Below are 14,139 nucleotides of genomic sequence, written 5' to 3' on the forward strand. Positions count from 1 at the left end.
GCGAAGAGGACTACGTGGCTGAGGGGTGCGGCGCCGCGTTTTCCCGATCGGCTCGCACCGTGCACTACCGAAATTAGGCAGAACAGGTGAAGCCGTCGACCGCGCTTGGTGAACGGGGGGTGAACCGTGGCGGACGGCCTGGTGCGGATGGGGTGGTTTGCGAGGGGGTGGAATCGGGCGTTATCCGCCCGTTACCACGCGGTTGCCTCTTCCTGGGCGGGTGGGCGGGCGTGGCCGGATCCGGCCGTTGCCCCTGGTCGGGCCGGCCTGGCGGGGCGCGGGCGGGACGCGGGCGTACAGACGGCCTACGGGCGCAGCCCGGCCCCGGCCGGGGCCGGGTGCCAGACGCGGTGGAAGGCGCGGCGGGCCGCCTCCGCCGCGTGGCGCTGATCGGCGTGCAGTACGCCGAGGGCGTACGCGGTCGCCGGGGCGATGCGCGGGGTGCGGGCGGCCGCCGCCGAGGCGGTGGCGGCCTCCGCGGCGTCCCGGTGCAGGTCCAGCGCCTCGCCCGCCGCCGAGAGCCGGGCCACGTCCCCGCCCAGGGCCTCCCGCGCGTACCGGTGCACCCGCAGCAGGCGGCGTACCTCGTGCCAGGCGGCGTCCTCGTGCGCCGCGTACGGGGTGCCCTGCGCGTCGGGCAGGGCGGAGACGGCCCCCGCGAGGCGGGCGCCGGTGAGCTCCGCCAGCGGTTCGAGCACGTCCCCGGCGCGGCCCCGGGCGGCCACCGGGTCCAGCGGCACCTCCGAGGCCAGCACCGCGACCGCGTCCGCCACCGCGTGGAAGCGGGACGACCCGAGGGCCTGGAGGGTGGCCGAGTGCGCCCGGGTGCGCGCCAGGGTGAGCCGGCGCTCCAGCAGGGCGCCCGCCCGTGCCGAGCCCACCGTGAGGGCGCCCGGGGCGCCCGTCCCGCCCCGCGGCGCGGGCAGGTCGGGGGAGTCCGACAGCCGCTGGAGGGCCTCCAGCAGCCGGGACAGCCGGGCGGCGTGGGCGTGCTCGTCGGCCAGGGTGGCCGACAGCCAGACCAGCTCCGTGCGCAGGGAGTCCGCCCAGCCCGTCTCGGTGACCGGCCGGAACGTGCTCAGCGAGCCGGCGATGCGGCGCGCCGCGCCCCGCAGCCCGTACGCCGCCCCGCTGCTCTCGGCGGAGTCGGGGCCGCCCGGCGCGCCCGCGTCGTGCAGGCGCAGGGCGCGCAGGAAAGCGGTGGCCTGGGAGCGCAGGTACGCGCCGAGCACGTCCCCCGCGGTCAGGTCGTCATGGTTTGGCAGAGCCACGCCGGCGCCTCCGGGCGTCTATGAGCATCTCCTGTACGTGCCGCAGCGGCTGGCCTTCGGCGTCGGTGCTGTGCCGGGTCCATTCGCCGTCCGGGCCCAGGTGCCAGGAGGAGGTGGCGTCGGACATGCCGGTCTCCAGCATCCGGTCCAGTGCCGCGCGGTGGGCCGGGTCGGTGACCCTGACCAGTGCCTCGATGCGGCGGTCGAGGTTGCGGTGCATCATGTCGGCGCTGCCGATCCACACCTCGGGTTCGCCGCCGTTGCCGAAGGCGAAGACCCGGGAGTGCTCCAGGAAGCGGCCGAGGATCGAGCGGACCCGTATGTTCTCCGACAGCCCCGGGACGCCGGGGCGTACGGCGCAGATGCCGCGCACCCAGATGTCGATGGGGACGCCCGCCTGGGAGGCCCGGTACAGGGAGTCGATGAGGGCCTCGTCGACGATCGAGTTCATCTTCAGCCGGACCGACGCCGGGCGGCCGGACCGGTGGTGGTCGGCCTCCTTGTCGATGCGCGAGATCAGCCCGTCGCGCAGGGACTTGGGGGCGGTCAGCAGCCGGCGGTAGGTCTCGCGGCGGGAGTAGCCGGACAGCCGGTTGAAGAGGTCGGAGAGGTCGGCGCCGACCTGCGGGTCGGCGGTGAGCAGGCCGAGGTCCTCGTACAACCGGGCGGTCTTGGGGTGGTAGTTGCCGGTGCCGACGTGGCTGTAGCGGCGCAGGGTGTCGCCCTCCTGGCGGACGACGAGGGAGAGCTTGCAGTGGGTCTTGAGACCGACGAGGCCGTAGACGACGTGGCAGCCGGACTCCTCCAGCTTGCGCGCCCACTTGATGTTGGCCTGCTCGTCGAAGCGGGCCTTGATCTCCACGAGCACGAGGACCTGCTTGCCGGATTCGGCGGCGTCGATCAGCGCGTCCACTATCGGGGAGTCGCCGGAGGTCCGGTACAGGGTCTGCTTGATCGCGAGGACGTCCGGGTCCCCGGCGGCCTGTTCCAGGAAGGCCTGTACGGAGGTGGAGAAGGAGTCGTACGGGTGGTGCAGCAGTACGTCGCGCTCGCGCAGCGCGGCGAATATGTCGGGCGCGGACGCGGACTCCACCTCGGCGAGGTCGCGGTGGGTGCCGGCCACGAACTTGGGGTACTTCAGCTCGGGCCGGTCCAGGGAGGAGATGCCGAAGAGCGCGGTCAGGTCGAGCGGGCCGGGCAGCGGGTACACCTCGGCGGCGCTGACCTTCAGCTCCTGGACGAGGAGGTCCAGGACGCCGGGGTCGATGGACTCCTCGACCTCCAGGCGCACGGGCGGGCCGAAGCGGCGCCGCATGAGCTCCTTCTCCAGGGCCTGGAGGAGGTTCTCGGCGTCGTCCTCCTCGACCTCCAGGTCCTCGTTGCGGGTCACGCGGAACATGTGGTGCGCGAGCACCTCCATGCCGGGGAACAGCTCCTCCAGGTGCGCGGCGATGACGTCCTCCAGGGGGACGTAGCGCTGCGGGGAGGCCTCCAGGAAACGGGAGAGGATCGGCGGGACCTTGACCCGGGCGAAGTGGCGGTGGCCGCTGACGGGGTTGCGCACGACGACGGCCAGGTTGAGGGAGAGGCCGGAGATGTACGGGAACGGGTGCGCGGGGTCCACGGCCAGCGGGGTGAGCACCGGGAAGATCTGGTTGCGGAACAGGGTGAAGAGGCGGGCCTGCTCCTTCTCGGTGAGGTCCGGCCACCGGATGAGGTGGATGCCCTCCTCCGCGAGCTGGGGGGCGATGTCGTGCTGGAAGCAGGCGGCGTGCCGGGCCATGAGCTCGCGCGAGCGGGTCCAGATCAGGTCCAGCACCTCGCGGGGCTGGAGGCCGGAGGCCGAACGGGTGGCGACGCCGGTCGCGATGCGGCGCTTGAGGCCGGCGACGCGGACCATGAAGAACTCGTCGAGGTTGCTCGCGAAGATCGCCAGGAAGTTGGCGCGCTCCAGGAGCGGGGTGGCGGGGTCCTCGGCGAGCTCCAGCACCCGCTCGTTGAAGGCCAGCCAGCTGCGCTCCCGGTCGAGGAACCGGTTCGCGGGGAGCTCGCCGGTCTCGTCCTTGTCCTCGTACGCGTCCAGGTCGGCGTCGAGGTCGGGATCGAGGTCGACGTGGCCGACCACGCGGGCCGCGTGGGGGCGGTGGGCGGCTATGGAACCGAGGCGGGGCTTGCCGGTGCCGGTGCCGGCGTCGCCGGTGGTGCCGCTTCCGGTTGCGGGGGTGTGAGACGGGTGCTGGGCGGGGACCCCGGCGGGGCCTGCGCTGGGCTGGTGGCTCATGACTCCATTCTTCCGCGCACGCGGCAGGACAGGCGCGTCGGAAGTGTCTGCCGTCAGGCGGAGTCGGGGCTGCATGCCGGGAGACTCGCAAGCGCGTCTGAATGCCCGGTTAATGGCGTATGGCTTTCGGGGTCCGCCTGGCGCACGCGGCGGGGCCGGGTGCGCCGCCGCCGGGGCGCGTCCGCCCCTTTCCCGAGCCTCGGCGGGCGGGGCGGGGGCCTTCCGGCGGGCTTCCGGAGGGCCTTCCGCGGCCTTCCTGCGGCCGGGGCTTTATATCGGGCATACGCGGTTCTGTCGGGCTTCTCAGCCGGGACTCAGAATGCTTTCATGATCCGCGGACAGAGTCGGATGCATGACCGAGAGCTTCCGCCGCGAAGGCGAGTACCCCCAGCAGAACCAGGAGAACGGCCCGGACCGCCACGGCGCGCCCTTCGGGGACGACTGGCTGCGGGGGCGCGAGCGGCTCGCGCGGGATGCCGGGGCCGGGGCCCTTCCGCCGCCGCCCCCGTACCCGCCGGCCGCCCCGGCCCCCGGCTGGCACGAGGCGCACCAGCCGCCGGTGCTCCGCGGCGAGGCCCTCCCCGCGGGCCCGCCCGCCGGGTCCGCCGCCGGGCCCGCGCACGCGGCCCGCGCCAAGCGCCCCGTCGCGCTGCTCGCCGCCGTCGCCCTCGCGGCGGCCGCGGTCGGCGGCGGGACGGCCGTCGGCGTGCAGGAGTTCCTCGGGCGGGGCGCGTCCACGGGCGGCGGCTTCAGCGGCACCAACGTCTCGCAGTCCGGCAACGGCACCGTCTCCGGGGTCTCCGAGCAGGTCAGCCCGTCCGTCGTCCGCATCGACACCCGCACCGGATCCGGTCAGGGCACCGGCTCGGGCATCGTGCTCACCGCCGACGGCGAGATCGCCACCAACAACCACGTCGTCAACGGTGCCTCCGAGATCCAGGTGACGATGAGCGACGGGAAGAAGTACCAGGCCCAGGTGGTCGGGACCGATCCCGGCAAGGACCTCGCGCTGATCAAGCTCCAGGCCGCGAGCGGTCTCAGGCCGGCCAAGCTCGGCGACTCCGACCGGCTCAAGGTCGGTGACGAGGTCGTCGCCATCGGCTCCCCCGACCGCCTCACCGGCACCGTCACCAGCGGCATCGTCTCGGCCCTGAACCGCGAGGTGAACGTGCCGAGGTCCGACGACCGCCGGCAGTCCCCGCAGCAGTCCCCGCAGCGGCAGTCCGGCGGCTGGCCGTTCTCCTTCGAGGGCCGGCAGTTCAACGGTGACACCGGATCCAGCACCACCTCGTACAAGGCGATCCAGACCGACGCCTCCCTCAACCCCGGCAACTCCGGCGGCGCCCTCGTCAACATGAACGGCGAGATCGTCGGCATGCCCTCCGCGATCTACTCCCCGGCCGCCGACGGCGCCGGTGCCGGCAGCGTCGGCCTCGGCTTCGCCATCCCGGTCAACACCATCAAGGCCGACCTCGACTCCCTCCGGAAGGGCGGCGCCGGGAACAGCGGCGCCACCGGCTTCGGCACCTCCTTCTGACACCCTGGGACGTGCCCCGCGCACCGACCACCACCCCTGGGGGACCCCACCATGGCCGCAGCCGCCACCACCGGCGCAGAAGGCGAACCGCAGCGGATCCTCGTCGTCGACGACGAGCCGGCCGTGCGTGAGGCCCTGCGCCGCAGCCTCGCCTTCGAGGGGTACGCCGTCGCGACGGCCGTCGACGGGCTCGACGCCCTCGACCGGGCGGCCTCGTACACCCCCGACCTGATCGTCCTCGACATCCAGATGCCCCGGATGGACGGGCTGACGGCGGCCCGCCGGCTGCGCGCCTCCGGCAGCGTCACGCCGGTGCTGATGCTGACCGCCCGCGACACCGTCGGCGACCGCGTCACCGGCCTCGACGCGGGCGCCGACGACTACCTGGTGAAGCCCTTCGAGCTGGACGAGCTCTTCGCCCGGGTCCGCGCGCTGCTGCGCCGCAGCTCGTACGCCGCCCCCGCCGCCGGCCGGGAACCGGACGGGGACTCCCTCGCCTTCGGTGACCTGCGCATGGACCTCGCCACCCGCGAGGTGACCCGCGGCGGGCGCCCGGTGGAGCTGACGCGTACGGAATTCACCCTGCTGGAGATGTTCCTGGCGCACCCGCGGCAGGTGCTGACGCGCGAGCAGATCCTCAAGACGGTCTGGGGCTTCGACTTCGAGCCGAGCTCCAACTCCCTGGACGTCTACGTGATGTACCTGCGCCGCAAGACCGAGGCGGGCGGCGAGCCGCGGCTGGTCCACACCGTGCGCGGGGTGGGGTACGTCCTGCGCGCCGGCGAGGGCGGGCCCGAATGACGGGTCCGGCCGCCCGGTTCCGCGCCCTGCCGCTGCGCTCGCGGCTCGCGCTGCTGGTCACCGTAGCCGTGGCGGTCGCGGTGGCGGCGGTGGCGGGGGTGTCCTGGGTGATGGTCCGGGCGCAGTTGAACGACCAGCTCAACCGGTCGCTGAGGGGCACCAACCCCAACGAGCAGGTGCTGCGGACCCTGCGCGAGGGATGCGCGAACCGGCCGGCCCAGACCTCCCCCAACATCGCCGAGGAACTGAACGCCACGGTCCAGATCGTCACCGCCGACGGCGGCCGCTGCCTGGTCGACGGCCGGCGGGACCTGCCGGTCACCCGGGCCGACCTGGAGGTCGCGGTGACGCCGAACGCCAGCAGGCTGCACGACGTGACGACCGACGACGGCACCGGCATGCGGGTCTACACCCGCTCCGCCAGCCTCGCCGGAGGCCAGCGCTTCGCCATCTCCATCGCCAAACCCCTCGCCGACATCGACGAGCCCCTGTCCACCCTGGCCTGGGTGCTGCTGCTGGTCTCCGGCATCGGTGTGGTCGGCGCCGGCGCGGCCGGGCTGTGGGTGGCCCGTACCGGGCTGCGGCCCGTCGACGAGCTCACCGGCGTCGTCGAGCACGTCGCCCGTACCGAGGACCTGACGGTGCGCATCCCGGACGAGGGCGACGACGAGATCGCCCGCCTGTCGCGGTCCTTCAACTCGATGACCGCCGCCCTCGCCTCCTCCCAGGAGCGCCAGGCCCAGCTGATCGCGGACGCCGGGCACGAGCTGCGCACCCCGCTCACCTCGCTGCGCACCAACATCGAGCTGCTCGCGCGCAGCGAGGAGACGGGCCGGGCCATCCCGCCCGAGGACCGCAGGGAGCTGCTGGCCTCGGTCAAGGCGCAGATGACGGAGCTCGCCGCGCTGATCGGGGACCTCCAGGAGCTGTCCCGCCCCGACGCGGCCCCGCACGCCCCGCTCGGGGTGGTGGCCCTGCACGAGATCGTGGCCTCCGCCCTGTCGAGGGCCCGGCTGCGCGGCCCCGAGCTGCGGTTCGGCTCCGCCCTGGAGCCCTGGTACGTACGGGGCGAGGCCGCGGCGCTGGAGCGGGCGGTGGTCAACCTGCTGGACAATGCCGTGAAGTTCAGCCCGCCGGGTGGTGCGGTGGAGGTCTCGCTGCACGCGGGCGGGCTGACCGTGCGCGACCACGGGCCGGGCGTCCCGCCCGAGGACCTCCCGTACGTCTTCGAGCGGTTCTGGCGTTCGGAGTCGGCCCGGGCCCTGCCCGGCAGCGGGCTGGGGCTGTCCATCGTGGCGCGTACGGCGGCCCGCTCGGGCGGCACCGCCGAGCTGCGTGCCGCCGCGGACGGGGCGGGCGGCACGGAGGCGGTCCTGCGCATCCCGGGCGCCCCGGCGCCGCCGCCGTCCTCGCAGCCCGCGGCGGGTCCGTCAGTTGTGCCGGATCAGTGAGGCGACCAGGCCGGAGCGGGTGTTCGGGAAGTCCATCGGGACGATGCCGAGGCCGGTGTGGCCGGACATCTCCGTGCCGTCGACGAAGGCGTGGACCTGCGGGTTGAGCCGGTCGGAGTTCCAGCGCGGGGGCATGTACGCGGCGGTGCTCACGTAGTTGACGAAGAGCTTGCCCGGCTGCTGCACCGCCTTGCGGAAGTGGTCCTCGATGCGGCCGCGCTTGGCGAAGGGCTCGGCGTTGTAGTCGTCCTGGATGTCGAAGACGGAGCCGTCGCCGTAGCGCAGGCCGGGCAGACCGGCGTTGTCGGCGAGGAGGACGACCTTGCCGCGGGCCTGTCCGAGCGAGGGCAGGGTGTCGGAGATGCGGAAGAGCGGGCGCCAGCCCCGGTTGTCGAGGTAGTCGTCGAAGACGGCGCGGAAGGTGGCGTCGCTGTCGGAGGAGTACTCCTGCTTGACCCGCATCAGCACCGTCTCCGAGGGGTGCGCGGCGAGGAAGTTCCAGCAGTCGGTGAGGACGTCGCCGAACATCAGGCCCTGGTAGAACGAGCCGTGGTGGATGGCGAACGAGCCGCCGGTCACCCGGCAGCGGACGTCCAGGAAGCGGATCCCGGAGACGAGCTGCTCGGCGACCGAGGTGTTCTGGCAGGCGACGTACAGGCCGCCCTGGCGGGCACCGGAGTCATGGGTGCCGGGGATGGTCATCCGCTGAAGGGCGGTGGAGTCGGCGAGTCCGGCCATCCAGTCCTGGGTGCCGAGTGTCCTCGCGGAGGCGGGGGCCGCCGTCCCGAGTCCGAGGAGCGCGCCCGCGCCCGCGGCCGTCGCCCCCGCCAGAAATGCCCGCCGGTCCCATGCCATGCCCCGCCCCTTTGCCGATCCGGTGATGGGACCGGATTATGGCGTGCCGAACCCGCGTTTACTACCCGTCGGTAGACTCCTGCTCTTCCAGCAACTCCACCATCCTGCGCAGCCCTTGGGTGAGCTCACGCCCCGTCGGGGCCTGTTCGGAGTCGGTCAGGGCCTGCACCATCACCCCGCTGAGCAGGGCCAGGTGCACGGACCCGAGGGCCCGTACGTCCTCCTCGCTGACGTCCTCCTCGGACACCCCGGCCAGCTGCGCCGCCACCATCCGCCGGGACCGGCGCTGGCCTTCGGCGAGGACCGCGAGCAGCTCGGGCGAGGACTGGGCGTGCACGAAGGCCTCGACGTTGGCGATCCACAGCCAGCGCATGTCGAGGAAGTCGCGGCTCTTGCGGTCCCAGGTGTCGGCGTACCGCTCGGCCGCGGTGCGGCCCTGCCCGGCGAGCCGGCCGGAGCCGGCGGCCCAGTCGTCCATGGCGGCGAACAGCGCCTGGTTGAGCAGCGCCTCGCGGGATCCGAAGTGGTAGCCGATGGCGGCCATGCTCACTCCGGCGGCCGAGGCGATGTCGCGCACGGTGGTGCGCGCGTACCCCTTCTCCTCCAGGCAGTGGCGCGCGCCGGCCAGCAGGTCCTCGCGATTTCCCATGTCCCGGATGGTATCCGCGCTCCCGCGGCGTGCCGCCCGCAGTGACTTGGGCAAAGGTGCAAGACGACTGTATTGCGCGCTTGCGCAACTCCTGGCAGGGTGAAGCCGTCACCACACCACCGCGGTCCACGAACGGGGAGAGCCGGACATGCGCAACACGCTGGACATCGAAGGACGCACACTGTCGTACCTGGACCCCGGCGGCCCCGGCCGCCCGCTCCTCGCCCTCCACGGCGGGATGTCCGAAGCCGCCGCCCTCACCGGTCTCGCCGCCGCCCTCGGCGACCGGTGGCGGGTCATCGCCCCCGACCAGCGCGGCCACGGCGACTCCGACCGGGCCGCCCACTACCGCCGCGAGGGGTACGTCGGCGACGCCGTCGCCCTCCTCGACCACCTCGGGCTCACCGGGCCCGTCACCGTCCTCGGCTACTCCCTCGGCGGGCTCAACGCCTACCACCTCGCCGCCGCCCACCCCGGCCGGGTCGGCGCCCTGATCGGCGTGGACGCCACCGTCGACATCCGCACCCCCGCCGGGCCGCAGTGGTTCGACTTCCTCGCGGCCCTCCCCTACACCGCGCCCACCCGCGAGGAACTCCTCGCCGCCGTCGACCCGGCCGCCCTGCCGTTCGTCGCCGACGGGGTGCGCCCCCTGGCCGACGGGAGCGGCTGGCGGCTGGCCTTCAACGGCGAGGACATGCTCGACTCCATCCGCTCCTGCGAGGGCGACCACTGGGACACCTGGCTCGCGAGCACCTGCCCGGCGCTGCTGATCCACGGCCGCCACAGCCGGGCGCTCACGCGGACCGTCGCCGACGCCATGGTCGCCCGGCGCCCGGGGACCTCGTACACCGCCCTGGACGGCGACCACTTCGTGCCCTTCACCGACCCGGCGGGCTTCCACGCGGCCGTCGCGGCGTTCCTGGCGACCCTCTGACGCCGCCGCCCCCTCAGGGGGGCGGGGAAAGCCCGAGGGGGCGGCGGGCCGTCCGGCCCACCGCCCCCTCGGGGACGCATCCGCGTACCGCTACTTGACGACCGTGATCCGGTCCGCCGCCGGCGGGGCGATCGGGCTCGCCGCCGTCGACTTCGCCAGGTAGGCGTTGAAGGCGTCCAGGTCGGACGCGCCCACCAGCTTGTTCTTGTGCTCCTTCAGGACGGTGAACCCGTCGCCGCCGCCCGCGAGGAACTCGTTCATCACGACCCGGTAGGTCTTGGCGGGGTCGATCGCCGCGCCGTTCAGCTTCACCGAGTCCACGACGACGCGGTCCGCGCCCGTCTTCGTCATGTCCAGGGTGTAGGTGAAGCCCTTCGACACCTGGAGGATCTTCGGGTTGGCGCCGTTGACCGGGCCGCTGACCTGCTGCTGGAGCGCGGTGATCAGCTGCGCGCCGGTCAGGTCCACGATGTTCATCAGGTTGTTGAACGGCTGGACCGTGTACGACTCGCCGTACGTGACGACCCCGTCGCCCTCCTCGCCCGAGGCCTTGTAGGCCAGGTCGGAGCGGATGCCGCCCGGGTTCATGATGGCCAGCTGCGCGCCGCCCTTGTCCGCCGGGGCCGTGGCCTCCAGCTGCGCGTCGGCGATCAGGTCGCCGAGCGGCTTCTCCGGCGCGTCCAGACCGCGGCCCGGGATGTCGGCCGAGATGTAGCCCATCGGACGGTTCGCCACCGGGGCGGCGAGCTCCTTCCAGCGGGTGATGAGTTCGGACATGTCCGGGGCCTTCGGCTGCTCACGGCCGACGACCTTGTTCACCGGCTTCGGCGACTTGACCGGCGTACGGACGATGTCCTTCGTCGCCCGGTCGTACGTCAGCGTGGTGTCCGTGTACAGGCGGCCCAGGGAGGCGGCCGAGGTGACCGTGCGCGGGTTGCCCGCCGGGTCGGGGATGTTGCAGGAGTACGCCTGGTGCGTGTGGCCCGTCACCAGCGCGTCGACCTTCGCGTCCACGTTCTTGGCGATGTCGACGATCGCACCCGAGATGCCGGCGCCGGCACCCGGCACGTCGCAGTCGTAGTTGTACGCGCCGCTCGCGGGCAGGCCGCCCTCGTGGATCAGCGCCACGATCGACTTCACGCCCTGCTTGTTCAGCTCGGCCGCGTACTTGTTGATCGTCTCGACCTCGTCGGCGAACTTCAGGCCCTTGACGCCCTCGGCGGTGACGACGTCCGGCGTGCCCTCCAGGGTGACGCCGATGAAGCCGATCTTCACCTCCCCCTTCTTCCAGACGAAGGTGGGCGACATCATCGGACGCTTGGTCTTCTCGTCCGTGACGTTCGCCGCGAGGTACGGGAACCGCGCCCCGGTGAAGGTCTTGCCCTGCTCAAAGCAGCCCTCGACCGGGTGACAGCCGCCGTACGCCATCCGGCGCAGCTCGGCCCTGCCCTCGTCGAACTCGTGGTTGCCCACGCTCGACACGTCGAGGTTCAGCTTGTTGAGCGCCTCGACGGTCGGCTCGTCGTGGAAGAGACCGGACAGCATCGGGCTGCCGCCGATCATGTCACCGGCCGCGGCCGTGACGGAGTACTCGTGGCCCTTGCGGGCCTCGCGCAGGCTGGTGGCGAGGTACTCGACCCCGCCCGCCGGTATTGCTTTGGTGGTGCCGTCTGCCTGACGTTCGCTCACGGTGCCGGAGGAGCCCTGCGGGGGCTCCAGCGTGCCGTGGAAGTCGTTGAACGAAAGCATCTGTACGTCGACGGTCCGGCCCTTGGGAGGCGTACCGCCACCACTCGCGGCACCGGCCGGCAGTGCGGCGGCGACCAGCGCGCCGGCACCCGCCGTGAGGGCGAGGGCGCCGAAGGTCAACCGGCGGGCCGAACGGGGCCGTTGTGGCTTCGCTGACATTTAGTCCCCTTTGTGGACAGCGAGACAAGTTGGGAGGTGCCTCGCAGCCTATGGTCAACGCGCGTAGCACGACAGGGGGTATCGGGTTGCGAGCTGGTTACGCACGGCCCCCGGGCGGCGGCGCCGTAGGCTCGGAACATGACTGACGCAGCAGCGGCCCTGGAGCCGGGACGGCAGATTGAGATCCTTGACGAACTGACGGAGGCGCAGGCCGACTCCGTACTGGAGCTGATCACGGAGGCGGCCCGCACCGACGGCACCACCGCCGTCTCCGAGCAGGGACGCCTCCAGCTGCGCGGCGGACCGCGCGAGGGGATCCGGCACTTCCTCCTCACCGACGGCGGCCGGCTGTGCGGATACGGGCAACTGGAGGACACCGACCCGGTGGAGGCCCCCGCCGCCGAGCTCGTCGTCCACCCCGCCCTGCGCGGCCGCGGCCACGGCCGCGCCCTGGGCACCGCCCTGCTGCACGCCTCCGGCAAGCGGATCCGGGTGTGGGCCCACGGCGGCAAGTCCGCCGCCCGGCACCTCGCGCAGGTGCTCGGCCTCACCCTCTTCCGCGAACTGCGCCAGCTGCGCCGCCCCCTGGGCCCCGACGCGGCACCCCTGCCCGTGCCGGTGCTCCCGGCCGGGGTGACGGTCCGCACCTTCGTCCCCGGCCAGGACGACGCCGCCTGGCTGGCCGCCAACGCCGCCGCCTTCGCCCACCACCCGGAGCAGGGCACGCTGACGCAGCGGGACCTGGACGACCGGATCGCGCAGCCGTGGTTCGACGCCAAGGGCTTCTTCCTGGCGGAGCGGGAGGGCGAACTGGTCGGCTTCCACTGGACGAAGATCCACGCAGAGGAGCAGCTCGGCGAGGTCTACGTGGTCGGCGTCCGCCCGGGCGCCCAGGGCGGCGGCCTGGGCAAGGCCCTGACGGCGATCGGCCTGCGCCACCTGGCGGAGTCGGGCCTGCCGACGGCGATGCTGTACGTGGACGCGGACAACCCGGCGGCGCTGGCGGTGTACGAGGGGCTGGGCTTCACGACGCACGAGATCGACCTGATGTACCGCACGGAGAGCTGAGCCGGGGGCGGGGCGGGGTGGGGGAGCGGTAGCCCCCTGGGCGGTCTCGGAGCCGGTTTGGGGGGTTCCCGTCAGTCCCATCGTCCTTCCGTGTCGTGCCGGTCCCTCAAGGGCGCTCACTTCGTTCGCGTCGCTTCGCGATGGCCTTCGGCCACCCTTGACCGACCGGCCCGCCCCGGAAAGACAAGGACTGCCGGGAACCCCCCAAAAGAACGGCACGGTCCAAGGGGAAGGGGCGGGTCCCTCAGCGATGAGACGGCGGCCGGGCCACGCCCCGCCGGGCATCCGGGCCCGCTGATGGACTGGCCCAGCGGCGAGGCCCGGCTACCCGCACCACATGTTGACCAGCGCAGCGAGGGGAGCGGGCGGGCGCGTCAGATCGCTACGCGCTCCTCTCGGCATAGCGTCCGACGACCGCCCGGGGCTGATACCCGCACCAGATGTTGACCAGCGCAGCGAGGGAAGCGGATGGGCGCGTCAGATCGCTACGCGCTTCTCTGATCTCGGCGACCGACGGTCGCCTGGGGCCGGTCTGCGAGCAGTTGACGTCCGTCGTGGCTTCGCACGTGGGGGCTGTTGCCGTCGAGGGCGTCCAGGAGCCGGATGGCGTAAACCTCGGACATGCGCTCGGCCACCTCGTGTGGTGTGAGCCACTGGACTGCCGTGCTTTCGCCAGAAACGCGCTCAGTGCCGCCGGAAGGCTTGCAGCGGAAGACCAGTGCCACCACTCCAGCCGTGATGTTCTTGTACACACCGGTGAGGTGGTCCACCTCGACGTGGATGCCGGTTTCCTCAAGTACTTCCCGGCACACCCCGTCCTCCGGGGTTTCCGTCAGCTCCAGCACTCCGCCGGGCAGCTCCCACGTCCCGTTGTCGGCTCGGCGGATGGCCAGCAGTCGGCCGTCATCACGCACCACCACTCCGGCAACCGACACGGAGTGGCGCGGCGTTGACCTGCCCGACGGGACGCTGTTACTCATGTACATGAGCATAGGAGGAAGTGAAAAACCATGGGAGCAGCTGTAGGAGGAGACAAGGCGGTTCCTCGGTACTTGCAGATCGCCGAGGACATCATCCAGCAGGTTCGCGCCGGCGTCCTGAAGCCGGGCGACCAGGTGCCGAGCGAGGCCGAGATGGCCGAGTGTTACGGCGTCTCGGGCGGGACGGTGCGCAAGGCGATGCTGGAGATCCGCGCCAGCGGTCTCGTGGACACCCGGCACGGCAAAGGCTCCTACGTGAAGGACCGGCCGCCGGTGCGCCATCGCTCATCCGATCGTTTCCGTCGCTCGGGTTCTGGTCCACTTCTTGTGGTGCGACCACGCTGGGTGATCGATCGGGTGTTTCAGGGGGCATTGGCCTTGAGTCAGAACGGCGGGTCGTCGCT

12 protein-coding genes are annotated in these 14,139 nt (G+C 72.5%); 6 read left to right on the top strand and 6 right to left on the bottom strand.

Going from position 1 to position 14,139, the window contains the following annotated elements; translation table 11 throughout:
• Positions 1 to 305 precede the first annotated feature (305 nt).
• Together ACFY7H_RS32675 and ACFY7H_RS32680 are read right to left on the bottom strand one after the other, a co-directional pair.
• Positions 306 to 1,271 (bottom strand): CHAD domain-containing protein, encoded by a 966-nt coding sequence (locus tag ACFY7H_RS32675; RefSeq protein ID WP_388945893.1) that lies wholly within the window; start codon positions 1,269 to 1,271, stop codon positions 306 to 308.
• The gene (locus tag ACFY7H_RS32680) at positions 1,252 to 3,552 is read right to left on the bottom strand and encodes an RNA degradosome polyphosphate kinase (RefSeq protein ID WP_388945895.1); all 2,301 of its coding nucleotides are present in this window, start codon (positions 3,550 to 3,552) and stop codon (positions 1,252 to 1,254) included. Before ACFY7H_RS32680 ends, ACFY7H_RS32675 begins: the two co-directional genes overlap by 20 nt.
• 352 nt (positions 3,553 to 3,904) lie before the next feature.
• Here ACFY7H_RS32680 and ACFY7H_RS32685 point away from each other — a divergent pair, with 352 nt between their 5' ends.
• Genes ACFY7H_RS32685 through ACFY7H_RS32695 form a run of 3 tightly spaced genes read left to right on the top strand, consistent with a single transcriptional unit; the run spans position 3,905 to position 7,341 of the window.
• Positions 3,905 to 5,089, top strand: coding sequence for a S1C family serine protease (locus tag ACFY7H_RS32685; protein WP_388945898.1), 1,185 nt, complete (start codon positions 3,905 to 3,907; stop codon positions 5,087 to 5,089).
• Positions 5,090 to 5,140: 51 nt separating this feature from the next.
• A complete protein-coding gene (locus ACFY7H_RS32690) occupies positions 5,141 to 5,890 on the top strand; it encodes a response regulator transcription factor (RefSeq protein ID WP_388945902.1) in 750 nt (249 codons plus the stop codon).
• Positions 5,887 to 7,341: a sensor histidine kinase gene (locus ACFY7H_RS32695; RefSeq protein ID WP_388945904.1), complete on the top strand. Its 1,455-nt coding sequence runs from the start codon at positions 5,887 to 5,889 to the stop codon at positions 7,339 to 7,341. The genes ACFY7H_RS32690 and ACFY7H_RS32695 overlap by 4 nt, the downstream gene beginning before the upstream one ends.
• Here ACFY7H_RS32695 and ACFY7H_RS32700 read toward each other — a convergent pair.
• Both ACFY7H_RS32700 and ACFY7H_RS32705 read right to left on the bottom strand, forming a co-directional pair.
• Positions 7,321 to 8,196 (bottom strand): phosphatidylinositol-specific phospholipase C, encoded by an 876-nt coding sequence (locus ACFY7H_RS32700; protein ID WP_388945907.1) that lies wholly within the window; start codon positions 8,194 to 8,196, stop codon positions 7,321 to 7,323. The genes ACFY7H_RS32695 and ACFY7H_RS32700 overlap by 21 nt on opposite strands.
• A 61-nt stretch (positions 8,197 to 8,257) precedes the next feature.
• A complete protein-coding gene (locus ACFY7H_RS32705) occupies positions 8,258 to 8,845 on the bottom strand; it encodes a TetR/AcrR family transcriptional regulator (protein WP_388945910.1) in 588 nt (195 codons plus the stop codon).
• A 148-nt stretch (positions 8,846 to 8,993) separates the two neighbouring features.
• On the opposite strand from ACFY7H_RS32705, the gene ACFY7H_RS32710 reads away from it, so the two are divergent.
• Positions 8,994 to 9,779 (top strand): alpha/beta fold hydrolase, encoded by a 786-nt coding sequence (locus ACFY7H_RS32710; protein ID WP_388945913.1) that lies wholly within the window; start codon positions 8,994 to 8,996, stop codon positions 9,777 to 9,779.
• A 90-nt stretch (positions 9,780 to 9,869) separates the two neighbouring features.
• Here ACFY7H_RS32710 and ACFY7H_RS32715 read toward each other — a convergent pair whose 3' ends face one another.
• The gene (locus ACFY7H_RS32715) at positions 9,870 to 11,687 is read right to left on the bottom strand and encodes a bifunctional metallophosphatase/5'-nucleotidase (RefSeq protein ID WP_388945916.1); all 1,818 of its coding nucleotides are present in this window, start codon (positions 11,685 to 11,687) and stop codon (positions 9,870 to 9,872) included.
• 138 nt (positions 11,688 to 11,825) lie between these two features.
• Between ACFY7H_RS32715 and mshD the strand changes: the two genes are divergently transcribed.
• A complete protein-coding gene (mshD, locus tag ACFY7H_RS32720) occupies positions 11,826 to 12,755 on the top strand; it encodes a mycothiol synthase (protein WP_388945919.1) in 930 nt (309 codons plus the stop codon).
• A 485-nt stretch (positions 12,756 to 13,240) separates the two neighbouring features.
• Here the strand turns inward: mshD and ACFY7H_RS32725 are convergent, their stop codons facing one another.
• The gene (locus tag ACFY7H_RS32725; RefSeq protein WP_388945922.1) at positions 13,241 to 13,747 is read right to left on the bottom strand and encodes an NUDIX hydrolase; all 507 of its coding nucleotides are present in this window, start codon (positions 13,745 to 13,747) and stop codon (positions 13,241 to 13,243) included.
• Positions 13,748 to 13,765: 18 nt separating this feature from the next.
• Here ACFY7H_RS32725 and ACFY7H_RS32730 point away from each other — a divergent pair.
• On the top strand, positions 13,766 to 14,139 hold a 374-nt coding region (locus tag ACFY7H_RS32730; RefSeq protein WP_388945925.1), incomplete at its 3' end, for a GntR family transcriptional regulator.

The organism is Streptomyces sp. NPDC012794, from assembly GCF_042901085.1.
Taxonomy (GTDB): Bacteria; Actinomycetota; Actinomycetes; order Streptomycetales; family Streptomycetaceae; genus Streptomyces.

Bases quoted from the DNA above. Each gene is read 5' to 3' on its own strand.
- ACFY7H_RS32680 (WP_388945895.1), bottom strand. From the start codon at position 3,552: ATGAGCCACCAGCCCAGCGCAGGCCCCGCCGGGGTCCCCGCCCAGCAC.
- ACFY7H_RS32685 (WP_388945898.1), top strand. From the start codon at position 3,905: ATGACCGAGAGCTTCCGCCGCGAAGGCGAGTACCCCCAGCAGAACCAG.
- ACFY7H_RS32690 (WP_388945902.1), top strand. From the start codon at position 5,141: ATGGCCGCAGCCGCCACCACCGGCGCAGAAGGCGAACCGCAGCGGATC.
- ACFY7H_RS32695 (WP_388945904.1), top strand. From the start codon at position 5,887: ATGACGGGTCCGGCCGCCCGGTTCCGCGCCCTGCCGCTGCGCTCGCGG.
- ACFY7H_RS32700 (WP_388945907.1), bottom strand. From the start codon at position 8,196: ATGGCATGGGACCGGCGGGCATTTCTGGCGGGGGCGACGGCCGCGGGC.
- ACFY7H_RS32705 (WP_388945910.1), bottom strand. From the start codon at position 8,845: ATGGGAAATCGCGAGGACCTGCTGGCCGGCGCGCGCCACTGCCTGGAG.
- ACFY7H_RS32710 (WP_388945913.1), top strand. From the start codon at position 8,994: ATGCGCAACACGCTGGACATCGAAGGACGCACACTGTCGTACCTGGAC.
- ACFY7H_RS32715 (WP_388945916.1), bottom strand. From the start codon at position 11,687: ATGTCAGCGAAGCCACAACGGCCCCGTTCGGCCCGCCGGTTGACCTTC.
- mshD (WP_388945919.1), top strand. From the start codon at position 11,826: ATGACTGACGCAGCAGCGGCCCTGGAGCCGGGACGGCAGATTGAGATC.
- ACFY7H_RS32725 (WP_388945922.1), bottom strand. From the start codon at position 13,747: ATGCTCATGTACATGAGTAACAGCGTCCCGTCGGGCAGGTCAACGCCG.